Raw genomic sequence first — 23,476 nt, forward strand, 5'->3', positions numbered from 1 at the left:
TTCTCACCCTACCCCTGCGGCTCCACGAACGTCAGGATCCGCTGCGGATTCTCCACCATCATCATATCGATGTGCTCTTCGGCGACACCTCTGGAGCGCAGTTCGGGCAGGAATCTCTCCATGATGAAGGAGTAGCCCGTTCCGCCGTATCGCTTGAGCTGTACCTTGCCGCACACGTCCTGGGACAGCAGGATGCGATCTCCGTACCCGGCCTCGATGAGCTGCGGAATCGCCTCAGCCACCGCAGCCGTTCCGGCGCCGGTGAAGAACGTCCCGAAGTCGTCGCCATCCGGCACGAACCGCAGGGGCGAGCCAAGCCGACCCAGCAGGTCGAACTGGATGTAGACCCCTTGGCCCAGCAGCTCCAGCATGAGGTCGAGGTCTCCAGCGATAGGGTCGCTGTGGCCGAAGATCACGCGGGACATGTCCGTGCCCTCTTCGCCGAGCATACCAATCACCGCCAGCTTCTCCCGTCCAACGCCTCCGCGGTGGAACGAGATTGCGGCGCCGGTGGCGCGACTGGCACGACCGGCCGCCCGTATGCTCTTGACCTCGTTCTCAGTGATCGGGTCGCCTTCGATGCCTACCTCTCCGATGATGCCTGAGCGGATGCTGGTGCCCCCGACGCCAACGGTGACGTCCCGGATAATCTCGTCGGTCATCTCCTCGACGGTCTTCTCGTCCATATCGACGGGGTGGTAGAGCTTCTGGTACCAACCGGCGCCCATGACGATGTTGAGACCGGTGGACTGAGATACTCGAGACAGTGCCAGTGGGTCTCTCCCGAGGCCGATGCTGGTGACGTCGACGATCGTTCCTCCGCCGCGATACCGAAACTCCATCACCTCTTCTATCGCCGCCTGCTCGTCGATGAGCAGCCAGTTGTCCCGCAGTGGCTTTCGGGCCCGCACCATGTCCAGCTTGTCCATGGTCAGCTCCTGCTCCCACAGGCACCAGTCGGTGGCGGGTGTGTAGTGGTCCGGCAGCACGCCCCTGTAGAAGATGATGAACAGGTGCTCATGCATCAGGGTGGGCCCCAGCACGTCCGGGTCCCTGGGGCCCTGGACGGTCATCACCTTGCCAGCCATGTTCGGTACGTTCGCAGTCATGGTCTCCTCCTCCACTGCTTTGAATCACATATTGCGTAGGTCCTTACACCTCCGCGGACTCCTCATACTCCCCGATGATGCTGTCGCTCATGTGGGCTAAGTGCTGTTGCTCTGATAGCCGGTCGATTGAGTCATAGGGCAGGAATGAACACTGTTCGTACAACGGGCCTCGATCCAGTAGCGAAAACACCGGCCTCCTGATCTCGCGGAGGACCCTTTCACGTTTGTCCGGTGGAGCCACGATGTGCAGGCGAATATCCATATTGGGCTGAAGGGCCAGCAGGTCTGCCTTCCGTAGTAGACCTGAATAGATGGCAGTCGTGTGCTCGATTTCAAAGGCCCTTGCCATGGATCTTCCCTTGAGCCACAGCACGTCGATCTGCTCAACGGTCCTCAGTGTCGTATCGTCATAGTTCAGTGGAAGTGCGTCCAAGAAGCTCTCGTGTATAGCCCTCGGGATGTGTTCCAAGACACGTGACCTATCGTTCCTCGGCACCCAGATGTGAAACCCCATCTGAGCACCAATCTGTGCCACCTTCGCCTGGTACCGTATCGACTCCCGGCTGCCAGGTGCCACCGTGGGCTCCAACATTCCTGGCTCGAGTGAAGGTTCATCGTCCTCGTCGTCCAGTACCTCCACCTCCACCTCTCTATCCAGAGTGCGTACCTTCCTGCGGCTGACTAGTTGGCGCCTATCCTTGGCGGTGAAGGGGAAGCTCCTGGGATTTTCGCGCTGTTGGTTAAGCAACTCGACGAGGTACCTGCCATCACTCTCCTCAAATTCATTGAGCGACGCCCTGAAGAACCCGGTCCAGACCGGAGTGCCCCTAGTGTGCTGGTTCGTGATGCTCAGCGTGTTCCAGACCTCATCATCGTAGATCGGTATGGCGGATTCGGGGTCCAGCATAACGATTGGCTTGACCTTGACGTGGACTGTGAAGGGGCTGAGTTCATCGTGTAGTGGGCTGTCGTCGCGGTATGCCTCAGATTCGGCTTGGAGCACCCCACACCATCGCGACAGTCGAGTTAGGTAGCAGACGAAATAGTCTCCTGGGCTGATTCGCTGCTCAGCTAAGTGCTGGTGTCATTCACGAAATGCAGTCACGGTCGCGCCAACCTCACGGAAAGCGGCCCATGTCTCCGGAGTGAACAGGTCTAGGAGATATGCCATCTATGCTTACCCTGTCGTGTCGATGCTGTCGCACGGCGCAAGTCCTTCGGAGACACCTCGGCAAGCAACTCCTCCTTGATTGCCTCGATTCTCTGGCGCCGCTCTGGACTGAAGCCTTCTCTCAGTTCTCGAAATGAGTGTCGTCCGCTCACTTGATCAGTCCTTTTAACTCTGAGGTTCTACAAAGGTAAGAATACGCTGCGGGTTCTCGACCATCATCATCTCTATGTGCTCTTCGGCGACGCCCCGGGAGCGCAGTTCGGGCAGGAACCTCTCCACGATGAAGGAGTATCCCGTACCACCGTATCGTTTGAGATGGTTCTTGTTACACACGTCCTGGGACAGCAGGATGCGGTCTGCATGGCCTGCCTCTATGAGCCTGGGTATTGCGTCTGCCACCGCAGCCGCTCCGGCGCTGGTCGAGAACGACTGGAGGTCGTCGTCGTCCGGCGCATATCGCAGCGGCGCGCCCACCCGCCCAAGCAGGTCGAACTGGATGTAGACTCCGTGGTCGAGCAGCTCCAGCATCAGGTCCAGGTCGCTGGCGATGGGGTCGCTGTGACCGAAGATCACCCGAGACATGTCCGTGCCTTCTTCGCCAAGGATGCCGATCACCGTCAGCTTCTCCCGGCCAACGCCGCCGCGGTGGAATGAGATTGGGGCGCCCGTAGCGCGGCTGGCCCGACCGGAGGCGCGGATGCTCTTGACCTCGTTCTCGGTGATCGGATTGCCCTCGATTCCCACCTCTCCGATAATGCCTGAGCGGATGCCAGTGTCTCCGACGCCAAGTGTAACGTCCCGGACGATCTCGTCGGTCATCTCCTCGACGGTCTTCTGGTCCATGTCTGCGGGATGGTAGAGCTTCTGGTACCATCCTGCGCCCATGACGACGTTGAGGCCGGTGGCATGCGATACTCGGGACAGGGCCAGCGGGTCTCGCCGGATGCCGATGCTGGTGACGTCGACGATGGTGCCGCCGCCACGGTAGCGGAACTCCATGGCCTCATCTATCGCCTCCCTTTCGTCCACCAGTATCCCGTTGTCCCGGATCGGCTTGCGGGCGCGGGCCAGGTCGAGCTTGTCCATGGTCAGTGTCTGGTCCCACAGGCGCCAGTCTGTGGCCGGAGTGTTATCGTCCGGCTCTAATGCCTTGAAAATAACGATGAACAGGTGCTCGTGCATCAGGGTTAAGCCCAGATCGGCCGGGTCGATGGGACCTCTGACAGTCATCACCTTGCCGGCCATGTTCGGCGCGTTTGTAGTCATGGTCTCCTCCTCCCCGTAGTACCTGCGTCGCGATGGCGTCGATACTAGGGGATGGGAGTAGGGAAAGCAAAGAACGGGGGATACACCGAAACTGGACGAGAATGAGCCGGTTTGCAACAATCTCGCGAAGACACTGTTGCTATAGGATCGAGTCCGTATGACCAACCATATCATCGCCAGGAGACGACCTCCGCAGAGCGTACATCCGAAGAATACTGATCGGGAGCCGCTGACGATACCGGCTGGGACCCACCTGCTCCCAGTTGGGCCGTATGCGGGGAACGACTCATGAAGACGATAGTCCTGTCCGATCACACCGGCGACATGATCGCCATGCAGGAGCGTCAGCACTACCAGCAGTATGACGTTGAGATGGCCCGGTACGAGAGAGAGTCCGAAGCCCTCACCAGGCGTGTTGAGGACGAGTACGAAAGCCGGATGTCCGCGTACCAGCGCGAACTCGTGGACTGGAACGCCATGAGCTGGGTGCGGAAGTTCGTCGATGGGGTATCGAAGTGGAGGGTGTTGTTACTGCTGTGTCTCGCCGTGATGGTCGCCTCCGTTTTCGCCTACGTGATGATGCCGGAAAACTGGGAGATCCTGCTGGCGATTCCGGTGACGGTCGGGTTCATGGGGCTCTTCTTCCCGACCCGTGTGCCGAAGCAGCCATCGCGGGAGCAGATCAGCATGCGCTGGGTGGAGCCCCCGCGACCCCCGCGAGGGGAGTCCAGCGACGAGGAACTGATGTGGCAGGCCGGAAACGAGGGAGAGCGCAGGGTGACTGAGCACCTGTCCAGCCTGCTGGACGATGACTGGACACTTATCTCAGGCTATCGGGGTCCGGGCGGCGAGGTCGACCAGATACTCGTCGGGCCGCTCGGAGTGTGCGCGCTGGAGACGAAGTACCTGAACGGCAGGGTGTTTGTCAGCGGAGACACCTGGGTACGGCAACCTCGTGGAGTCGGAACGGCCCATCGAGGACCGCAGAGGTCGCTCACCCAGTGAACAGGTCAATGGCGCGGTCAAGCCACTGGAGAGGTTCCTGTCGAAACGGGACCTGGTGAATCGGGTCAACCGTGCCGTCGTCCTGACTCACGACAAGTCAGAGGTGGGCAGGGTGGAGAAACAGACCGTGGACTACATCGGTACTCTCGATGAGGTTACGGTAGACTGCCTGTTCTCGCGACGCGCCCCACGCCTGGACCGCGAGTCAGCAGTCAGCGTGGTCCAGCGCATACAGGGAGACCACGAGTTTCATAGGAAGCGCTCGAGCAACCGTTCCAGCCGCCCCAGGCGGGCTGGGCGCAGGAGACGGTGAATCATGGTGCAAATGAGTGGTGGAGAAGCCCTCGCCAAGTCTCTGGTTAGAGAGGGAGTCGAGGTCGTATTCGGCATCCCGGGCATACAGATCTACGGCATTGTCGACGGGCTGAGAAACGAGCCCGGCATTCGGATGATCTCGACGCGCCACGAACAGGCCACGACATACATGGCCGACGGCTACGCTCGTGCTTCAGGCGAGCCCGGAGTCGCGCTGGTTGTCCCTGGGGCGGGTCTCTATAACGCAGCGTCCGGCCTGACCAACGCATACTCCCGCTCCATGCCCGTGCTCCTCATCGCGGGCCAGATCCCACGAGGCGCCATCGGCAAGAACCTCGGAGCCGTGCATGAAATCGCAGACCAGTCCGGCACGGTGCGCTCAGTGACGAAGTGGCAGCGACAGGCGTCCAGACCCCGCGAGGTCCCAGACGCCGTGTTCGAAGCATTCAGGCAGATGCGCACCGGCCGACCCCGTCCGGTCCTTATCGAGATGCCCCCCGAAGCCGGGGTGGAGCGGGAGGAGGTCCAGCTCAGAGACCCAGCCCGTATCTCGCGCATAGTGCCGAGTCCGGATGACCTTCGGGAGGCGGCGCAGATCATCGCGCAGTCCAGCACGCCCCTGATATTCGCAGGGGGCGGAGTGGCGCGCTCCGACGCTGAGCAGGCACTTGTCAGGCTGGCCGAGGCGACGAACATCCCTGTGATTACATCCAGCGGCGGCAAGGGGGTCATCCCCGACAGCCATCCGCTGTCCTACGGCTCCTGCTTCAGTCCCAGGGGCGAGAGACAGGAGATGAACCAGCTCTTCGGGGTGATGCAGTCTGCCGACGTGGTGATAGGAATCGGAGCCCGCTTCTCGCTGGGCAATCCTGCCGGCGAGGCGTCCACGCTGGTGAACATCAATATAGATGACACGGAGCTCACGAGGGTCCAGTCCAACACCATTCCGCTGCACGGCGACGCCAGGGTGACGATCGAAGCGTTGCTTCCGTACCTCATGGAGGCAGGGGCCGGAGAGCGGCCGTCGACTGCCGAAGCGGTGAGCGCAGCCCGCAGCCTGATTGGCCACTACGACACCGAACTCAAGGAGCCCCTGTACGAGGTACTGGAGGCGATAAGGGACGGCACTCCTGACGACGCGTTCATAGTCTGGGACGTTACGCAGTTCGGCTACTACGCCCGCACTCACTGGCAGGTGAATCAACCGAAGACCTACATAGACTCGGGCTACTCGTTCAACCTGGGCTACGCGTTCCCGACGGCTCTGGGTGTCAAGGTCGCGAAGCCGAACCGTCCCGTCGTCTGCATGGCCGGAGATGGCGGGTTCATGTTCAACTCGTCCGAGCTTGCCACCGCTATGAAGTATGGGATCAACGTTGTGACCGTGCTGTTCCGAAACGACTCATACGGCAACGTCGCTCGCGACCTCGATGACGCATTTGGCGGATCCTATGGCACCGATCTGCACAATCCCGACTTCGTGAAGTTCGCAGAGTCGTTCGGCGCAGTGGGGATGAGGGCAGACGACCCGATGGATCTGGAGAGGCTGATACCGCTCGCCCTGGAGCAGCAGGCCCCGGTCGTCATCGACGTGCCGTTCGGAGATTTGCCGATGCCGCGCGCGCCTCAGTTCGCACCGTTCTACAACCTGCCCTGGACCATGCCGCAGGAGGGCCTCATCCAGTCCTGATGCGGCGTTCAATATCCGATACCACTGAAACATTTCGCGTGGATATCGCGGTATGCGCAGGCAACTGACGTGATAATCTAACCCTCAGCCCAGACGAGCAAGACAGATGGGACGGGCCGCCAGTCACCGCCAGTCGAAGCGAGGTCTCCAGCCCAGTAGTCGCTGCGCCTTTTCCGTGCTGATGACGCTGGCGGTGCCTTCCAGGCCCTCACGTATCTCCACGCGGTCTCCGAAGTTGCTCCTGGCTAGGTCGACCGTGGGCTCTGCGAATCGGCTGGATGGCTGCGCGAGCATGAAGGCCTCGTACTCTTCTATCTCCGCGTCCAGCGCCAGCACATGCGCCTCGGCCACGCCGCTGGCCTCTGCGTATGCCCACATCACCAGCGTCAGTGGGTCCTCCGGTGTGGGCGCTGGCCAGGGGAACTCCGCTATGACCTCGGGAAGCGCCACGTTGGTGAACCGCAGGTTGACGACGGTGGTGTCCGAGTTGCGGGCGATCATCCTGCCGATGTCCTCTCCAACCTGCTTGGACAGCCCGTAAGGCTCGAAGGGCATCATGGGATGCTCCTCGTCGAGCGGCAGGTACAGCGGCACGAAAGCGTTGCCGTCGTGTGCCCACCCCATGCCGAAGGCACTGGATGAGAAGACCACGCGCCGCAGTCCAAGCTCCGCCGCCGACATCATGACGTTGAAGGTGCTGGCGACGTTGTTGTCGAAGATAACCCTGGGGGGATCACGCATCGGCCCAGGTATGGCGCCCATGTGAATGACGGCCTCGGCATCCTTGAGGATGTCCCCAACCGCCTCGGCGTCCACGAGATCACAGCGAACAAACTCCGCCGGAAGGTCATCGGCATCCAGCTGGTCCGTCGCCAAAACTTCCCGGCCCTGGTCCACCAGCAGTTGGACCACCATCCGTCCCAGCCTCCCCGCCGCTCCGGTTACCACTATCATCTCATCCTCCGGCCAGTTCCTCTGAGCCTTTCACAGCATCGCTGACGAGGGTAGGAACAAGTGCACACCAGCCTACACGCCCCCTCTCCCTCGGGGAGAGGGTTGGAGCCTGCCCCGTACTTGATACGGGGGTGAGGGTGAAAAGGTCTGGTCACATGCCACCCGAATTTCACGAACGATCCAGTCCATGAATCCCCCGGTAGTCGATCGTCGGAGGCGACTCCCAGCCCTCCAGCAGCTCAGAACTGGGCTGGTAGATCTCGACCCCCAGCGGATTGCAGGTTTCGATGGGATCGATGGCGTCGTCCTCTCCCCAGACCTGTACCGACAGGTCTCCATGCGGACAGGTGGAGATTGCGCAGAGCAGGTCTATCTCAGCGAAGAACTCGAAGTAGTCCCCCTGCCTCGCGGGCGATGGCTTAACGAAGTAGCGGTCGTCCCTGGTGAGTCCAGTCACCTGGAAGATGTTGAGCACGTCGTGGACGTCGCTCTCGTCGAGGTGGTACGGAGTGACGGCCCGCACCAGGTTCGAGTGGCAGCAGTAGTCAAAGTCCTCCCCGTTCAGCAGCTTGTGTACGTACGGGTCACAGCGGGTGCCGAGCAGGTCGTGACATCCGGCGCCGTCCTCGTCCAGCCCGTAGTCCACCGAGTCGCCGGTGATGGTGAGCATTGGTCGCAGGTACGGAAGACTCGACCACAGCCGGTCGAACTTGGTCACATGCGCCCTGTGCAGCTGCTTGGTGCGCGCCGCCCAGAACCTCTCGCGTGGATTGTTGAGGTTCCACGCGTTGAAGTCGGCGACCTGCGCGCCCTCCACCACGACGATGCGGCATATCTGGCCTGCAAGCACCGGCCACGCCCTGCCGGAGCGAATCGGCACCACGAACTGATCGACCAGGCTGCGGGACTCCGTCTCGTCGCCCAGCCGACCGTAGAACTCCCTGTCGACGTCGATCGGACTTCCCGGCTTGGGCAGGTAGATCACTCGAGGAGCAGGCATGTGGCCCTCCTGGGGCTGGACTTGGTGGACCGCGGCGGTCAGGCTTGGGAGCGATTAGTCGGTATCAATATCGATGTCTGTGGCGACAATCGGCAGACGGCCCTATTGTCAGTGATCAAGGCTGATGGTACAACTGAGCCGTTGCCCTTCATCAGAAGTAGGGCGGTTGGAGATCGACCGGGTCGGTCTGCCCCTTACTCACACCACAAAGGAGACTCTCTTGATCATCGTTCGACGAACCTACACACCAAAGCCAGGCGGGGGCGGACTTCAGCGACACCTCCGCGACCTTCAGGCGGCCACGGTCGATGCTGGCTTCCCACCCCTGAGCGTGTATCGAAAGGTGCTGGGCCCCCACGGGACGATGGTCACCACTCAACCTTGGGAATCCGTGGCTGCCTACGATGCTTCGCGCGACCAGGTCCGTGCCACGCGATCGATAACCGAGATCTTCGAGAAGATCTACCCAGTGCTCGCGTCCACCCACGAGACAGAGATCTACGAGGAGATCGGGTAGGGGTTGGGGCTATCGACTGTTCGCCAACGGCCTCACTAGCCCCGGTGCCTCAGGCGAGGGTCCAGAATGTCGCGCAGGCCGTCACCTGCGAGATTTATCGCCAGTACGGTCACTGAAAGGAACAGGCCTGGGAAGAACGTAATCCAGAACGCTACCTGGAGATACTGGCGGCCCTCTCCCATTATGTTTCCCCAGCTGGGAATGATAGGCGGCGTGCCTGCTCCGAGAAAGCTAAGGGCCGCCTCTGTGAGGATCGCTGCTGCGAACACGAACGTGGCCTGCACCAGTACAGCCGCAATCGTGTTGGGAGCGATGTGAAATACCAGGATGCGCCACACCGGCACACCGACCGCCTCTGCGGCGTCCACGAACATCTGCTCCCGTAGGCTGAGTGTCGCCCCGCGTACTATTCTCACCATGCGGGGCGTGTCTACTATCGTGATAACGATTATGACGTTCTGTACGCTCGACCCCAGCAGCGTGATGATGGCAAGAGCCAGAAGTATGGTCGGCATGGCCATCATGCCGTCCATGACACGCATCAGGACGTTGTCGACTACTCGAATGTACCCGGAGATCAGGCCAAAGATAAGGCCGAACACGGTTACAAGTAGCGCGACTGAGAAACCGACCAGCAGTGAGATGCGACTTCCCTGCAAGGTGCGAGCGTAAACGTCCCGACCGAAGTTGTCCGTCCCGAACCAGAACCCGTCTATTGAAGGAGAGATCAGCCGGTCTTCGAAGCTGGTGAGAATGGCCTCGCCTGTAATGAAGGGCGATATTATCGCAACTACCGCCATGATGACGAGTATGATGAGGCCAAACGCGAGCGTGGGATTGCGCTGGGACCCTATGAGCGTCCTGGAAAGGAGGCGCCTCCAACCCCTCTGTGGGGAAACGGCTGATTGCGCCTCCGCCAGCTCCATTTCCTGAGAGCTCATTGATAGCGAATCCTTGGATCAAGGTAAGCGTACGCGATGTCTACGAGCAGATTCACGAAGATGTAGAGCACTGAGAACACCATGAGCATTCCCTGGATTATGGGGTAGTCCCTGCGAACCAGTGCATCTACCACCAGCCGACCCATTCCGGGAATTGCGAAGACTACCTCGATCACCACCACGCCAGTGAGAAGTAACGCGAACGAGAGACCAATCACTGTGACGATGGGAATCGAGGCCGCTTTGAGCGCGTGACGCAGTAGCACCAGTCGCTCCGCAAGTCCCTTGGCGCGGGCAGTCCTCACGTAGTCCTCGCTCAGCACTTCGATCATGATTGACCGGGTCATGCGGGCGAGCAGCGCTGCCGCCACGAGCGCGATGCTCAGTGATGGCAGCACTAACCCTCTCAGGTACAGCCCAATGTCCGTTGAAAATGGCACATAGCCAAGTACCGGCACGATTCCAAGGTTCACCGAGAACAGCCAGATGAACATGAACCCGACCCAGAACGCGGGGACTGAAAAGGCGATGACTGCGAAGACCATCGCCAGCCTGTCGATCACCCCCCGCGCCTTCCATGCCGCAAGGACTCCCAGTGGTATCCCAATGAGTATCGCCATCAGCTGCGCCATCACTGCCAGCCCCACTGTTGCTGGCACGCGTTGCGCCATCAGCTGCACGACAGAGCGCCGGGAAAAGACCGACGTTCCAAGGTCACCTCTCAGCAGGTTGCCCACCCAGATGACAAACTGCTCGTAGAGAGGCTTGTCCGTCCCAAGCGCCTCGCGTATCTCTGCAATCTCCTGCTTAGTGGCTTCCTCTCCAGCTATGATTGCCGCTGGGTCGCCAGGCGCCAGGTGCAGAATCGTGAACGTGATAAGGCCTACCATCGCCACTACGGGAATAGAGGCCAGGAATCTCTGTATGATGTACGAGATCACTCTTCAAGCCATGCATTAGGCCAGAAGGGTGTGTGCTTGTTCGCGAAGTTCTTGATTCGAGCAGACCTGCCGTTTGCCCACGTCTGCTGTCCAAAGTAGAACATGGGAACGTCCTCATAGAACTGCGCATGCACTTTGTCTGAAATGGCCTTGATCGCTTCGAAATCGCTCTCTCTCGCCATTTGGTCGAAGTACGTCTTCATATTGCCGCTGGGGTCCGAGTACCCGTTCCGTGCCCCGTCAGAGGTTAGGAACCAGTCAAACTGCAATGGGCTCACATTGTACCCTAGCTTGGTGCCGGTGATGCCGAGGTCGAACGAGTCGGCGTCGTTATACAGTGCAGCGACCGTACCCCAGTCAGTGGCTATGAATTCCACCTCGAAGCCGAGTACCTCAAGTAGCTCCTTGAACGGCCTGGTGGTGTCCTTGAACATTGCGAGGTCCTCTGGGCTGGTCAGCTTGACCTTGACGCCGACCATTCCCTCTTCCTCGATGATCTTCTTTGCGGTCTCAACGTCCTTGACATTATAGGGCTCGGTACCAGGTACTCCTGTAGAGTCCCACACGGTCTGGTTGATGCCGCATCCCATGAAGCCGGAGCACGTGTCCCAGAACTGACCCTTGGGTCCACCGGCGGCTATGCCGAGGATCTTGTCGTTGTCCATGGCCATCTGAACAGCCTGCCTGACGCGCTGGTTGTCGAATGGAGGATGGGTGTGGCTTGGCCACATGCCAACGAGCCTTCCGGGTCGGCCGGTAGTGAATACCGAGTTGGCGCTCTCCTCAACTCGGGAGGCAAAGTCGGACGGATACTCGTCGACCCAGTCAACCTGGCCTGTTGTCAGCGCTGCGACGCGTGTTGCGAAGTCTGGGACTTCCAGCCATTCCACCTTGTCGATGTAGGCAGTGTGCCCACCGGACATGTACGAAGCCGGCTCAGTTCTGGGCTGGTAGTCTTCCCATCGTTCCATGATTACCCGGTCGCCAACGTACCAGTCCACGAACTTGTACGGACCGGTGCTGCTGATATAGTCGACCGCGGTCGTGGAAGGAACCTCCCAGATCTCTCGTGGCTGTACCCAGGGCCCACGATGTCCCGGAGGCGTGGTCAGCGCCAGAATCGGCAGGCCGGATGGTTCGCTGAGGTGGAAGCTGAGGCTCAGTTCGCTGTCCGCAGTTATCTCATTAGTGACATCGTTGGTTCGTCTTATGAAGGCTGTATTTGCCCTTTCGTATGAGCCAATAGCGTCCTCGGCTGTGACCGGCTCCCCGTTATGGAACGTCAACCCTGAACGCAGGTTGAAGGTCCACACCAGCCCGTCGTCACTAACAGTCCAACTCTCTGCCAGCATGGGCTGGATCTGGTCCTCGAAGTCTCGTGTAAACAGGGTCTCCGACATGTTACTCGGTAGGTACTGGACTACAGTGGCTCCCGTCCACTGTGAGTCAACGGCGGGGAAATTCGCCTGTCCTATTCCTGAAGCGGTACCCCCAAACTTGGCTTCACCCTCTTGCGTGGAGATTTCGACGGATGAGATGCGCGTGACTGGCGGAATTGCAGTCGGAAGAGGCCCCGCTGGAGCTGGCTGCACTGGTGCCGCCGCGGGCGCTGCCGCTGCGGGCGCCGCGGGCTGCTGTGGCTGCTGAGGTTGGGTCTGGGCCACCGCCTGAGCTGGCGCCGCTGGCGCAGCAGCAGCAGGTTGCTGTGGTGCCTGAGGTTCAGACACCTCGGCGCTGCTACACCCCAGCACAAACGCCAAAAGGCCGATTATGGACAATATCGCGATGGTAGTCGTTAACTTCACAACTGACACTCCTCTTCCCTGAAAAACTCAATCGCCACATTCCGCCGCAAGTCCCGGTGAGTGTTCCTGTGTTGGCAGGTTCAACTTGAACCTGAGACTTGGAACAGCCTAAAGGGAGTGGATGTCCGTTGTTCGCTAAGTTAACGAGCGGGATGCGCAAAACTTACGATTTCTGGCTTTTCTTGTCAAATCATTCCTGACTTATTCATCAGGTGTCGGCACACGTCCCGTCGTCGGCAGTAGAGGGAAGAGTCCGCTAACGATTTCGAGTTTATCTAAGACACAGCAGGGTGCCTTCACTTGTAGTCAGATAGAGAACTCCGCCGGACACAATGGGAGCAGAAGCCAGGGGCGACCCTATGTTGTATGCCCAGACCTCCCGCCCTGTCAGAGCGTCAACTGCGTGCAGAGTCCCGCCGGCATCAGCGGCCAATAGCGTGCCTTCCCATACAGATGGGGAGACTTCAAAGGGATGCGGAGATTCGAATCTCCACCTCAGATCTCCCGAGTCTCGATCCAGAGCAAGAGTGCTGCCGGACCTCGACGTCGCATAAACCAGGTCGTGAGCAACAGTCGGAGTAGTTGTGAATCCGGAGTCGCGTTCCAGGAAGAACCAGTCAAATCCCTTCTGCTGACCCACAGACTCAATGAACCCGAAGTGCCTGAGTTGAAGTCGAATCCACACCAGGTTCTTTTCGAATGGGAACTCGCGCTGACTCCAGTCGACTGACCTGACTCGTCCTCCCAGGTCAGCGAAAAACAGCCTGTCTCCATGAAACGCCGCACCCCCTTCCGCCCCGTTGACTCCCTTATAGTCAAAGCGCCTCTTCCCTGTATTCAGGTCCAGCAGGTATAGCTTCCCTTCGATGTCGGTAAACCCTACAACAGGGGGGTGTACGGCCGGGTCTGAACGAATCACGTCATCGGCGCGGAAACTCCATCTCTCCTTACCCGTGGCTGCGTCCAGGGTATATAGCCGCCAGTCGTTAGAGCCGATATACAGCACACCTTCATAGACCACCGGCGAGGACAGAATTGGATTTCCTGTCGAGAATTCCCAGATCAAGTCTCCTGTTTCGGCGTTCAATGCTATGACCCTGCCGTCCTGCAGGCCAGCGAACACGATGCCGCCTGCGACGGCCGGGGTCGTCTTCACGGCATCACCCGCTGTGAATTCCCACCGGGTTTCCCCACTCTCGGCGTCCAGGGCCACAAGCCGGCCATCGCCTGTGCCGACGTAGACCCTGCCCGACACTATCGCCGGAGACGCGAACAGGCCCAGCCGACTCTGGAATTTCCACTGGACGAGCCCCTGAGGTGTGAAGGTCTCGCCCTCTAGCACCGCGTTCCTGTCTGGAGATCCCTGCGACATGGCCCACTCGCCGGGTCCCGATATCGAGCTGATACTCGTAGCTGGAGGAGGCAGAAAACGATACGGACCGACATTCACATAGACAGCCCACAGCAGCAGGACACAGATCACCGCGGCAGAGGCAACCCTTATCGTGTAGCGACGCCATGGCCACGAGGAGTACGCTGGACCCTCAGGTGTACTCGCTACTGGATTGGCCGAAGTCGGGACTGTAGGAAGCCGTGACCTGCACGAGCCACAGAAAGCCGCGTCGGCCCGACAGCTTTGCCCGCAGACCGGGCAGACGAGGACCTGTTCGGCATCTCGCATTGACCGCGTCCGCCCCCATCCTGCCCTATGACACTATCGGCAGGGTGACTCGCGATGGGCGCATGGCGTCGTGATGCACAGTCTGATGTGCAATTACGAGAGTGGACTCGAAGTAGTCGTCGCCTCCGGTGTTGTGGTTGCGGTCGAAGTTCGGGAAGTCGCTGCTGGAAACGTCCAGTCTGATGCGGTGCCCTCGCTTGAACAGATTGCTGGTGGGATGGACTTGAATTGAGTACTCGTACGGCTTTCCGGGTTCGATCAGCGACGGAGATGTAAACGAGTCGCGATACCTCGCACGAACTATTCCGTGGCACAACTCCTGTACGAATCCATCGGGCCACACATCCATCAGCTTTACGACGAAATCGGTATCCCTCGCCGAGGAAGTGGCCCACAGATTGACCGTCACCGGACCCGTCACCTCTACCGGCTGGTCCAGCGGAGGAGTCTGATAGATGAGAATGTCGTGGCGATCGTCCAGTTCACGCTGGTTGTACGGCTCCTGCTGGCATACCGGACTGAACAACGTCATCACGGGATCGCGCGGATCGTAGTCGTAGGAATCGCCGGGTTCATCTCCCGGAGGCTGAGCGTTCAGCAGCCCGTCTGAGCGCAGGTAGTAGTCTGTGTATTCCGTTCTGGCCAGGGGCCACTCGTTCTCCGCGCGCCACCTGTTTGCACCCATTACGAACAGCTCGATTTGGGGCCATTCAGTTATCCCACTGTCTTCACCCTTCAGCCAGTATCTGAACCAGTCGTCGGCGATCTGGAAGAAGTCCCGGGCCGCTTCCGGGCCAAAGTCGATCTCCCCGACTTGGGAGGTGAAGTCAAGGGTGTGCGACCAGGGCCCCACTATGAGCCGTTGCCAGCTTCTGGCTTCCTCGGTCATGCCATTCTGGCGCATCCCTGTGAAATGCTTGATCGCCCCGATCTGTTGGTCGTACCAGCCGGTCGTGGTCAATGCAGGTACCGACACGTCCTTGTGCCGGTCCATGAACTTGAAGTTGTCCACGGCGTGGTCCTTTAGCCAGCTCCGCCAGTGCTTTCCCATGCCGGACAGTGAGTAGTCCGGAAGGTCGCCGAGCGGAAGGTACCACTGCCACTTGTATCGGTCTCGCTCCACGTAGAGCCTGTCCGCCTCGTCGACCGTCACAGGGCCAGGCGAGTCCCCGAGACGATTCCGGAAGTCCGGAGCCAGCGTGTTCATCGTCCACCAGAGAGCTCGTCCGAGTCGGAGCACCCCGGACAGCTCCCTGTCCAACAAGTCTGCCGCAATTGCGCTCGGCATCATTGCCACGAGATGCGGTGGCCGCTTGTGGGCAAGCTCCCACTGTGTCCAGGCATTGTAGGAAATGCCGACCGTCCCGACTCTTCCGGTGGACCAGGGAAGCACGGCCGCCCACTCCACCGCGTCGTAGCCGTCCTCGGAGTCCATGTGTTTGCTGGTCAGCAACGCGGGCATGAACTCACCTTCTGATCGATAGCGTCCACGAATATCCTGCTGGACGACGACATAGCCCCTCTCGGCGAGCTTATGGCCCTGCTCCACAAGTACTTCACCGTTCTTCGAATAGGGCGTCCGCTGCACCAGTGTCGGGAACTTTCCAGTTTCATTCGGACGATAGATGTCAGAGCGCAGGATCGTTCCATCCCGTACCTGCATCTCGACGTCGCTGTCAACTACCACGCTGTGTGATCTGCGGTCGCACCCCTCTGTCTTTTCCAACTTCATCCTCCTCCCCTCTCATATTCGATGCCCTGAAGAGAGCATTGGTCTACATATAGGACAGCTGCCTATGCTTGCGATCCTGTCATTGACTCCCTCTGGTCAAGAATGCGGTCGCATAGGGGTCGAACAGTCCAATCTACCTGAGATTCAACTCCTTATACCCGCCCTGCGCCACCTCTTCGCAGCGGCGTCTGAACGATGGCTGACCGCCGGCGTACATGAGAGTCATTCGGGTCTGCCTACCCTCCAGGTTGATGTTGATGCCCGTCTGCCACGAATCTACGTCGTTCCTCAGCAGGTTCTTGCCCTGGTCCAGTACATACTCATGCCAGCTATCCTGGGCTTCCGGCGTGGCTTCGGCACGAGTGAGGCCACGGTCGTTCATGTGCCTAATGACCTCTATCACCCAGTCCACCTGGTATTCAATGGAGCGAGGGTTGTTTCCTGCCATTGCATGGGGTCCCATAATCATGAAGAGATTGGGGAAGCCGTTGGTCTGAAGCCCCAGGAAGGTCGCCAGTTCCTCTTCCCACTGCTCTTTCAATCTGCGCCCATCGATGCCACGTATGTCTATCCTGTTGTAGCTGCCGAATACCGCGTCGAACCCTGTGGCATAGACTATGAAGTCGAATTCGAACTCTTCCTCAGTGGTCAGGACGCCTTTGGGGGTGATTCTCTGTATGGGAGTCTCACTGATGTCTATAAGTTCGACATTGTCCTGGTTGTAGGACTCAAAGTAGTTCGTTTCCAGGGGTACCCGCTTGGTCCCAAAGCCGTGATCTTTTGGAATCAGCTTCTCCGCCACCAGGGGATCGTTCACGCGCTCCCGTATCTCTTTGTTGGCCTCGGGGTTGGTCAGCATATCTCTGAAATTGCCCTGCCAGATGCCGAACCCCGGACTGGCGTACAGCCGCTCCCAGAACGCATATCGCTCTTCCTCGGTCACTTCGAAAGTGTCCCTGGGATCGACGTCATGTATGAATGCGGCCGTAGTCTGGGCGCAATGCTCGAACATTTCGTCATAGCCAGCTCTGATTGTTTCCATCTCGTCCGACTCTATCTTCGAGTTGTGAAGAGGAGCACACCACTCTGGCCGAAGCTGGAAGACAGTGAGATGCCCGACGTTCTTGGCTACTTCCTGGATCGTCTGTATTCCCGTTGCCCCAGTGCCGATAACCGCCACTCTCTTGTCCGAGAAATCTAGGGGAGTATGAGGCCACCGAGAGGTGTGAAAGGACTGTCCCTCGAATGACTCGATCCCATCGATTCTCGGCAGAGTGGGCTCAGAGAGGATACCAACGCCCGTGATCAAGAACCTGCTTGTGTGTGTGCTCCCGTCTTCTAAACAGATCTCCCAACTGCGAGAATCTTCGTCATAGAAGGCAGACTTAACGTCACTGGAAAACTGGATGTCCTTCCGAAGGTCGAACTTATCGGCCACGAATTGGAGGTATCTCAGAGTCTCCGGCTGTGGCGAGAAGCGTTCGGACCAGTCCCACTCATCGAGCAGTTCCTGTGAAAACGAGTACCCATAGGAGTAGCTTTCCGAATCGAACCGGGCGCCCGGGTACCGGTTCCAATACCAGGTGCCTCCCACTCCCGTCCCTCTCTCAAAGACCCGGACCGTCATACCCAGTTCCCGCAGCTTGTACAACTGGTACATGCCTGCAATACCGGCTCCGATCACGATTGCATCGTAATCAAGATCAGTATTTGAAAGAGACATTTTCGTAACTCCAAGTGGTTTGAGTGAGGACTGGGCCATCTTACGTTAGAACAGTTCCCCAAGCGCTTGTTGAGGGTTGACCGCACGAATTGGAGACCGCTCGTAATCTCTGATGTTCCTGGTGACTATGAATCGAGCCCCACAGGACTGGGCGGCAGCCACCTGCATGGCGTCCTCGAAGTCTGCCATGGGTAGGCCCGCAGCATAGTGGATTCCTTCCGTGCCAGTCGTGGCCACTGAGACAAAGCGGGTTAGCTCGACGATGAATTCGCGAGCGTTGACCGCTCCAAATGTCGGAGCTATGAGGTAGTAGAGGTTCGACACAGAGTGCCACGCGATGTATGCGGCCTCCGCGCCGTTTTCGATCCGGTCCATAAGCTCTGAAGCCGCTTCAGAGTGTGGGTGCCTGTCGAGTGCGATGTCCACGAGAACGTCCGTGTCCAGCAGTATCACTGAAGGTACTTTCTGGCCAGCGCGTCGTATCGTGGATCGTCCTCACGGTCCGCTGCCTGGAACTTGCCACGCCATCGTGAGGCGAAGGTTGGCCTGTTCTCTCCCGATATTTCCCTGAGCGATTTCTCGATCAGCGAAGAAAGCGAAACGCCCTTGGAACGAGCGTATCGCTTGGCCACGGGGATCAGTTCCGCGTCCACGGTGATGGTGAGTTTCTGCTTCATCTTGATCCTGCACTCTCAGTTATTTCATACGGATACTAGATAGCAGTATACGTATATGGGAGTCGCTGCTCAAGTTTCCTCAACAGCCCGGCTGCAACAGCCCGCAACCCTACTCCTCCACCGCCTGCGCCGCCGGCAGGAAATCAGCATCGGCGAAGTCTGCGAAGCGGTTGGGCAGGAACTCAGCCATGTCGGAGACGACCTGCGTCGAGCCACGACAGACGTAGTCTGCGATTACCAGCCCGGTGATGGGCCCCAGGTGGATGCCCTTGGTCGTGTGTCCGGTGGCCAGCAGGACGCCCTCCCAGCCGGGGACCGGGCCGATGATGGGGTTGCCGTCCGGACTCAGGGGCCGCGAACCGGCAAGCTGCTGCACCAGCTCGGCACGCTCCAGGTCGGGCAGGACATCGATGGCGCGCTGCAGTAGTTCCATCCGGGCGCTCGCCGTGGGCTGACGGTCGAACTCCTCGCCCGCGAAGAGAAGTCTCTGGTCGTAGTCCCGGCCGCCGGTGCTGCCGACGCTGGTGAATCCGTCCATCCGGCTGATCATGTGACCTCGCTTCGGCGAGCTGATCAGCACCGGAAGGGGATCGCCGGGATAGCTGAGCAGCAGGCGCTCTCCCTTCAGCGGTCGGACGGGAACTGGGAAGCCCAACCAGGGAGTGAACGCCCGACTCCAGGTGCCTGCGGCGATTACCACAGTGTCGCAGTGTATGTCCGCGGAGGCGGTCCTGACGCCGGAAACCGTGGACCCGCTCGTGACAAGACCGGTCACCTCACGGTAGATGATGTCGGCGCCCTTTAGCTCGGCACCGCCGCCAAGGGCCAGGTTGAGACGGTAGCTGTCCAGCTGAGCCGTCTCGTCCTCGTACACGGCGCCGACGACAGAAGGGGAGAGGCGCGGCTCGATCGAGTGCACTTCCTGGGTGTCGATCCAGCGCATCTTCACGTGCGGCTCCTGCCAGACCATCATGCCCTTGATCAGGTCGGCCTCTTCATCGTCCAGGGCCAGCCGGAGGGAGGGACGACGCTGGTAGAGCAGGTCCATGCCAGTGGCGGACTCCAGCTCCGGGACGATCTGCTCGAACTCGGAGAATGAGGCACGGGCTAGCTGGAAGGATGGGCCAGGCGTGAACTCTGCGCCCAGCAGGCTGAGGGAGCCGGTGGCATGAGCGGAAGCCCCGCTGCCGATGGCCTCCCGCTCGAGGACGGTCACGCTGACGCCCTCACGGGCCAGGTAGTAGGCTACCGAGCACCCGACCACACCGGCCCCTATGACAACTACGTCCGCACTCTTTGCCAACCCCTCGCTCCCCAGATGAAGTCCTCGCGATTATCACCGTGGGCAGAACGAGTGTCAAACCGGGTCAAAATCAGAGACCTTTGCATGACTTCGTCGTTCCGGCGAAGGAACGTCACCCCGTACCACGATACGGGGCCGGAATCCAGAGGTGTGTTAGCAATGACCAGTTGCTGGCGATCAAGGCTTCTCACCCTCACCCTAACCCTCTCCCTGAGGGAGAGGGGACTATGCGAAGGTCTGGAAATCACTCCGGGACGGCCCAGGTTGGTGTCGTCGACATCTGGTTTGGAGGTGCGAGGGAATACGCGTAGGCAAGATAGGAGACTGCCGAGTCGGAGCTCAGTCCCATTGCCATCCTGGTGAGCCAGACAGCGATCCCATTCTGGTCCGTGACTGTCGCCGGGTATGCGCGTGACGGATCGGGCACTGCATCTTCGCCGCCGGGACCGGATGCGGCATCCTCGACGTCTATGCTCGAAACCTGGGAGCCCTGTTGACTTGCAGACCGCGACTCTGCGAAAACAAGGTTGTCTTGGGAAGCGATGAGCGCGGTCCAGGTAATGGCCATTAGAATCGCGCAGACCGCCACAAACGCCATGGCGATTCCTATGCCGAATATCAGAGGCTTCCAAATGCTGGCTGTTGTGTCTGTGGCTGTCATGATGCCTCCTTTCGGCATCTCACATGAGATTAACAGCGATTTATTGTTAATAGCTTTAAATATAAAGTTAAGTCTGTATTAGACTGCGGTCTATGGAAGTTCAATTCGGTATTCGCGGGGGATGAAAGAAAGGGAGAGAAGATGCAGCCTGAACCATTCAACGTAAACATCAGCGACGACGTACTCGAAGACCTGCGCAGGCGTCTCAGCGCCACGCGCTGGCCGGACGAGCTTGACGGCGTGGGGTGGGACTACGGCTCCACGGTCGACTACATAAAGGAGCTGGTCGACTACTGGCTCAACGACTTCGACTGGCGGGCCCAGGAGCGCCTGATCAACTCATTCAGCAACTACAAGGCGACAGTCGGAGACCTGGGGATACACTTCGTTCACGAGCGAGGACAGGGTCCCGACCCGATGCCGCTCGTCATCACCCACGGCTGGCCCGGGACGTTCTTCGAGATGTACAAGCTCATCCCGCTGCTTGTCGATCCGGCATCGCACGGCGGCGATGCCGGAGACTCGTTCGACGTGGTCGCGCCGTCGCTGCCCGGTTTCGGATTCTCGGACCATCCCACCGAGCCCGGCATCGAGGTCGCCAGGACAGCCGCGCTCTGGGTAGATCTGATGACGCAGGTGCTCGGCTACCCGCGATTCGCCGCGCACGGCGGAGATATCGGTGCCGGTGTAACCGCGAACCTGGGATACGGTCACGCCGACAGCATGATCGGCATACACCTCACAGCGATCACGAGGCCAATGCCCTACCTCGGCGAAGGCGTTGCACCGCTGACAGACGCCGAGAGTGCCCACATGCGCCAGCGCGAGGAGTGGCAGCAGAATGAGGGAGCCTACGCGCACATGCAGGGCACAAAGCCGCAGACCCTCTCCTACGGTCTGAACGACTCTCCTGTGGGTCTCGCCGCCTGGATAGTGGAGAAGTACCGCACCTGGAGCGACTGCGATGGCGACGTCGAAAGTCGCTTCACCAAGGACGAGTTGCTGACCACCATCACCATCTACTGGGCCACCGCAACCATTGGCTCGTCCACGAGGATGTACAAGGAGAACCAGAGACACACGTGGACCATGGAGCGCGACGAGAAGATACAGGCCCAGACGGGAGTGGCTGCGTTCCCGTTCGAGCTCAGTCGTCCTCCGAGAGAGTGGGGCGAGCGCTCATACAACCTGCAGCGCTGGACGCCGATGCCACGAGGCGGCCACTTCGCCGCCCTGGAGGAGCCCCAGATCCTCGCCGAAGACATCCGCGAGTTCTTCCGACCCATGAGAGGGGGCTAGCCGACTAGCCGCGTCAGGAGACCTTTGTACAACCCCCTCTCCCTCACGGCTGATAGGGGTAGGTATTCACAAACCGTCATTCCCGCGGAAGCGGGAATCCAGGGGCTGGGGGTGTCCTTCGACAAGCTCAGAGCCAACGAACGAACTGTCGGTTTATCTACCCCTGTAAATTCCCTCACCCTCCTGGATTCCGGCCTTCGCCGGAATGACGGAGTTGTGCACGAATCTCCGTCAGCGGGATCGCAGACTAAAGCCCTCTCGCAAGCTGCTCCTGCTGCCAGGTGTAGTCGACGTCGCCTTCGTAGAACCTCTCCGGGTTCTCCACGGCCCAGATCTGCTTGCGGATGAGGTAGTTGTCTGGGTCGAGCTCAAGTCCCTGTCGCCAGCGCGCCAGCGCCTCGTCAGTGCTGCCGGCGTTGAAGAGTTCCAGTCCCTCGCGGAAGATCGCGTTGGCCTCCGAGTGCCCGGAGTCCACGTCCGTCGACTCTTCTCCGACTGGTGCCTCACCCTGACCCGAGAGCCAGCGTTCCAGGACCTCAGCCGTCTCGCTCCGCCGGATGTCGAACCCGCCGAGCGCACTGAAGTGCACGATTCCATCTTCGTCGATCAGGAACCCGTTCGGAATGGCCCTGAAGCCGTAGAGGTCGCTCAGTACGTTCTCCTGGTCGACGACAGTCGTGAACGTGGTGCCGGCCTCTTCAACGTAGTGTCGCGGCTTGTCTGACGACTGCGCATCGATTGCTACCGACAGGATCTCGACACCGCGTCCCCTGTTCTCTTCACTAAACCGCTGCCAGCCTGGCAGCTGCTCCCTGCATCCTCACCAGGACGCCCACATGAACAGGACGACCTTCCTGCCCCAGTCACCTGCCAGAGAAGGCAGCTCAAAGTCCGGGGCCGGGTCCCCCGCCACGATCGTTCTAAAGACAGTAGATGCCATGGTTGCAACTCCTCCTATATCTCGCTGTTACAGGTCCTCGATGGGACTATTTCTGATGAAGATAGACATCGCCGGCGGATGAAGATACTTCCCTAGCTAGGATTCAACTGCAGCGATGTCTGCTTCACTCGGCGAGTTCTGCAGACGAAGCTGTGCCAAGTCGTACTGGGCCTGTAGTCGCATCCAGAACTCCGCGTTGCTCCAACCCAAGCTCTCAAGGCCCAGGGCAACCTTCGGAGAGATCCCAATGCGTCCGTTCACGAGCCTGTACATGTTGTTCGGAGTAACCCCGATTCGCATGGCGCACTCCTTCACCGTCATGCCGACCTCGTCTATGCACTCCCGTACGCTCTCCCCCGGGTGTGGTGGGTTAATCATGGGGGGCCTCCTTCAATGATAGTCAACCAGGTCCACATCTACTGCCACACCTTCCTCAAATCGGAAGACTATTCGCCAGTTGCTAGTTACTCGAACACTCCATTGACCGGTACGATCACCTGTTAAAGGGTGTAGACGCGCACCGGGTAAGTCCATATCCCGAGAGGAGCGTGCGGCCGCGAGTTGCGCCAGGATTCGCCTGATACGACCAAGTAACTCCGGAGGTAGTCGACTCGGATCGTCGTGCTCCGCTAGTCGCCTCAGCCCCCGATGTCTGAACTCCATAAGGCATATTATGCCTTAAGAGGCCTAAGGCTCTCAATATGGATCCGGCTAACTATGTGGACTAAACCCAGCATGCAGAGTGA

23 protein-coding genes are annotated in these 23,476 nt (G+C 59.6%); 5 read left to right on the forward strand and 18 right to left on the reverse strand.

Annotation, left to right across the window (positions count from 1 at the left end; genetic code table 11):
• Window positions 1-8: 8 nt before the first annotated feature.
• The 3 genes from J4G14_12690 to J4G14_12700 form a co-directional block, all read right to left on the reverse strand.
• Window positions 9-1,109 carry an aryldialkylphosphatase gene (locus J4G14_12690; protein MCE2458647.1) on the reverse strand — a complete coding sequence of 367 codons (1,101 nt, stop codon included), beginning with the start codon at window positions 1,107-1,109 and terminating at the stop codon, window positions 9-11.
• Between the two features lie 43 nt (window positions 1,110-1,152).
• Window positions 1,153-2,112, reverse strand: coding sequence for a hypothetical protein (locus J4G14_12695; protein MCE2458648.1), 960 nt, complete (start codon window positions 2,110-2,112; stop codon window positions 1,153-1,155).
• A 333-nt stretch (window positions 2,113-2,445) separates the two neighbouring features.
• Window positions 2,446-3,546, reverse strand: coding sequence for an aryldialkylphosphatase (locus tag J4G14_12700; GenBank protein MCE2458649.1), 1,101 nt, complete (start codon window positions 3,544-3,546; stop codon window positions 2,446-2,448).
• A 288-nt stretch (window positions 3,547-3,834) separates the two neighbouring features.
• Between J4G14_12700 and J4G14_12705 the strand changes: the two genes are divergently transcribed.
• From J4G14_12705 to J4G14_12715, 3 genes are all read left to right on the forward strand, one after another.
• Window positions 3,835-4,551 (forward strand): NERD domain-containing protein, encoded by a 717-nt coding sequence (locus J4G14_12705; protein MCE2458650.1) that lies wholly within the window; start codon window positions 3,835-3,837, stop codon window positions 4,549-4,551.
• A gap of 112 nt (window positions 4,552-4,663) precedes the next feature.
• Complete coding sequence (locus tag J4G14_12710; GenBank protein ID MCE2458651.1) at window positions 4,664-4,864, forward strand: hypothetical protein; 201 nt, start codon at window positions 4,664-4,666, stop codon at window positions 4,862-4,864.
• A 3-nt stretch (window positions 4,865-4,867) separates the two neighbouring features.
• Window positions 4,868-6,556, forward strand: a complete 1,689-nt coding sequence (locus tag J4G14_12715) for a thiamine pyrophosphate-binding protein (protein ID MCE2458652.1) — start codon at window positions 4,868-4,870, stop codon at window positions 6,554-6,556.
• A 123-nt stretch (window positions 6,557-6,679) separates the two neighbouring features.
• Here J4G14_12715 and J4G14_12720 read toward each other — a convergent pair whose 3' ends face one another.
• Together J4G14_12720 and J4G14_12725 are read right to left on the reverse strand one after the other, a co-directional pair.
• Entirely contained in the window at window positions 6,680-7,510 is an 831-nt protein-coding gene (locus tag J4G14_12720; protein MCE2458653.1) for an NAD(P)-dependent oxidoreductase, read from the reverse strand.
• Window positions 7,511-7,679: 169 nt separating this feature from the next.
• Entirely contained in the window at window positions 7,680-8,510 is an 831-nt protein-coding gene (locus J4G14_12725; GenBank protein MCE2458654.1) for a DUF1989 domain-containing protein, read from the reverse strand.
• 220 nt (window positions 8,511-8,730) lie between these two features.
• On the opposite strand from J4G14_12725, the gene J4G14_12730 reads away from it, so the two are divergent.
• Window positions 8,731-9,027: a hypothetical protein gene (locus tag J4G14_12730; GenBank protein ID MCE2458655.1), complete on the forward strand. Its 297-nt coding sequence runs from the start codon at window positions 8,731-8,733 to the stop codon at window positions 9,025-9,027.
• Between the two features lie 35 nt (window positions 9,028-9,062).
• Here the strand turns inward: J4G14_12730 and J4G14_12735 are convergent, their stop codons facing one another.
• The 10 genes from J4G14_12735 to J4G14_12780 form a co-directional block, all read right to left on the reverse strand.
• On the reverse strand, window positions 9,063-9,968 hold the full coding sequence (locus J4G14_12735; GenBank protein ID MCE2458656.1) for an ABC transporter permease: 906 nt from the start codon (window positions 9,966-9,968) through the stop codon (window positions 9,063-9,065).
• Window positions 9,965-10,906 carry an ABC transporter permease gene (locus J4G14_12740; GenBank protein MCE2458657.1) on the reverse strand — a complete coding sequence of 314 codons (942 nt, stop codon included), beginning with the start codon at window positions 10,904-10,906 and terminating at the stop codon, window positions 9,965-9,967. Before J4G14_12740 ends, J4G14_12735 begins: the two co-directional genes overlap by 4 nt.
• On the reverse strand, window positions 10,906-12,714 hold the full coding sequence (locus J4G14_12745) for a hypothetical protein (GenBank protein MCE2458658.1): 1,809 nt from the start codon (window positions 12,712-12,714) through the stop codon (window positions 10,906-10,908). Before J4G14_12745 ends, J4G14_12740 begins: the two co-directional genes overlap by 1 nt.
• Before the next feature lie 271 nt (window positions 12,715-12,985).
• On the reverse strand, window positions 12,986-14,086 hold the full coding sequence (locus J4G14_12750; GenBank protein ID MCE2458659.1) for a PQQ-binding-like beta-propeller repeat protein: 1,101 nt from the start codon (window positions 14,084-14,086) through the stop codon (window positions 12,986-12,988).
• 334 nt (window positions 14,087-14,420) lie between these two features.
• On the reverse strand, window positions 14,421-16,121 hold the full coding sequence (locus J4G14_12755) for a CocE/NonD family hydrolase (GenBank protein ID MCE2458660.1): 1,701 nt from the start codon (window positions 16,119-16,121) through the stop codon (window positions 14,421-14,423).
• A gap of 139 nt (window positions 16,122-16,260) precedes the next feature.
• Window positions 16,261-17,850 (reverse strand): NAD(P)/FAD-dependent oxidoreductase, encoded by a 1,590-nt coding sequence (locus tag J4G14_12760; protein ID MCE2458661.1) that lies wholly within the window; start codon window positions 17,848-17,850, stop codon window positions 16,261-16,263.
• A gap of 45 nt (window positions 17,851-17,895) precedes the next feature.
• The gene (locus tag J4G14_12765; GenBank protein MCE2458662.1) at window positions 17,896-18,303 is read right to left on the reverse strand and encodes a PIN domain-containing protein; all 408 of its coding nucleotides are present in this window, start codon (window positions 18,301-18,303) and stop codon (window positions 17,896-17,898) included.
• Window positions 18,300-18,527 carry a hypothetical protein gene (locus tag J4G14_12770; protein ID MCE2458663.1) on the reverse strand — a complete coding sequence of 76 codons (228 nt, stop codon included), beginning with the start codon at window positions 18,525-18,527 and terminating at the stop codon, window positions 18,300-18,302. The genes J4G14_12765 and J4G14_12770 overlap by 4 nt, the downstream gene beginning before the upstream one ends.
• 109 nt (window positions 18,528-18,636) lie before the next feature.
• Complete coding sequence (locus tag J4G14_12775; protein ID MCE2458664.1) at window positions 18,637-19,830, reverse strand: FAD-dependent oxidoreductase; 1,194 nt, start codon at window positions 19,828-19,830, stop codon at window positions 18,637-18,639.
• A 244-nt stretch (window positions 19,831-20,074) separates the two neighbouring features.
• Window positions 20,075-20,491, reverse strand: coding sequence for a hypothetical protein (locus tag J4G14_12780; GenBank protein ID MCE2458665.1), 417 nt, complete (start codon window positions 20,489-20,491; stop codon window positions 20,075-20,077).
• 141 nt (window positions 20,492-20,632) lie between these two features.
• Between J4G14_12780 and J4G14_12785 the strand changes: the two genes are divergently transcribed.
• Complete coding sequence (locus tag J4G14_12785) at window positions 20,633-21,790, forward strand: alpha/beta fold hydrolase (protein MCE2458666.1); 1,158 nt, start codon at window positions 20,633-20,635, stop codon at window positions 21,788-21,790.
• 247 nt (window positions 21,791-22,037) lie between these two features.
• On the opposite strand, the gene J4G14_12790 is transcribed toward J4G14_12785, so the two are convergent.
• From J4G14_12790 to J4G14_12800, 3 genes are all read right to left on the reverse strand, one after another.
• Window positions 22,038-22,595 (reverse strand): redoxin domain-containing protein, encoded by a 558-nt coding sequence (locus J4G14_12790; GenBank protein MCE2458667.1) that lies wholly within the window; start codon window positions 22,593-22,595, stop codon window positions 22,038-22,040.
• Between the two features lie 231 nt (window positions 22,596-22,826).
• Window positions 22,827-23,108, reverse strand: a complete 282-nt coding sequence (locus J4G14_12795; GenBank protein MCE2458668.1) for a HigA family addiction module antidote protein — start codon at window positions 23,106-23,108, stop codon at window positions 22,827-22,829.
• A 12-nt stretch (window positions 23,109-23,120) separates the two neighbouring features.
• A complete protein-coding gene (locus J4G14_12800) occupies window positions 23,121-23,393 on the reverse strand; it encodes a type II toxin-antitoxin system RelE/ParE family toxin (GenBank protein MCE2458669.1) in 273 nt (90 codons plus the stop codon).
• Window positions 23,394-23,476: the final 83 nt, after the last annotated feature.

This window comes from Dehalococcoidia bacterium, assembly GCA_021295915.1.
Classification (GTDB): Bacteria; Chloroflexota; Dehalococcoidia; order Lucifugimonadales; family UBA1123; genus VXRN01.

Excerpts from the sequence above, each read along its gene's own strand:
- J4G14_12690 (MCE2458647.1), bottom strand. The coding sequence starts at position 1,109 with ATGACTGCGAACGTACCGAACATGGCTGGCAAGGTGATGACCGTCCAG.
- J4G14_12700 (MCE2458649.1), bottom strand. The coding sequence starts at position 3,546 with ATGACTACAAACGCGCCGAACATGGCCGGCAAGGTGATGACTGTCAGA.
- J4G14_12705 (MCE2458650.1), top strand. The coding sequence starts at position 3,835 with ATGAAGACGATAGTCCTGTCCGATCACACCGGCGACATGATCGCCATG.
- J4G14_12715 (MCE2458652.1), top strand. The coding sequence starts at position 4,868 with ATGGTGCAAATGAGTGGTGGAGAAGCCCTCGCCAAGTCTCTGGTTAGA.
- J4G14_12720 (MCE2458653.1), bottom strand. The coding sequence starts at position 7,510 with ATGATAGTGGTAACCGGAGCGGCGGGGAGGCTGGGACGGATGGTGGTC.
- J4G14_12725 (MCE2458654.1), bottom strand. The coding sequence starts at position 8,510 with ATGCCTGCTCCTCGAGTGATCTACCTGCCCAAGCCGGGAAGTCCGATC.
- J4G14_12735 (MCE2458656.1), bottom strand. The coding sequence starts at position 9,968 with ATGAGCTCTCAGGAAATGGAGCTGGCGGAGGCGCAATCAGCCGTTTCC.
- J4G14_12750 (MCE2458659.1), bottom strand. The coding sequence starts at position 14,086 with ATGTCGCAGGGATCTCCAGACAGGAACGCGGTGCTAGAGGGCGAGACC.
- J4G14_12760 (MCE2458661.1), bottom strand. The coding sequence starts at position 17,850 with ATGTCTCTTTCAAATACTGATCTTGATTACGATGCAATCGTGATCGGA.
- J4G14_12770 (MCE2458663.1), bottom strand. The coding sequence starts at position 18,527 with ATGAAGCAGAAACTCACCATCACCGTGGACGCGGAACTGATCCCCGTG.
- J4G14_12780 (MCE2458665.1), bottom strand. The coding sequence starts at position 20,491 with ATGACAGCCACAGACACAACAGCCAGCATTTGGAAGCCTCTGATATTC.
- J4G14_12785 (MCE2458666.1), top strand. The coding sequence starts at position 20,633 with ATGCAGCCTGAACCATTCAACGTAAACATCAGCGACGACGTACTCGAA.
- J4G14_12795 (MCE2458668.1), bottom strand. The coding sequence starts at position 23,108 with ATGATTAACCCACCACACCCGGGGGAGAGCGTACGGGAGTGCATAGAC.
- J4G14_12800 (MCE2458669.1), bottom strand. The coding sequence starts at position 23,393 with ATGGAGTTCAGACATCGGGGGCTGAGGCGACTAGCGGAGCACGACGAT.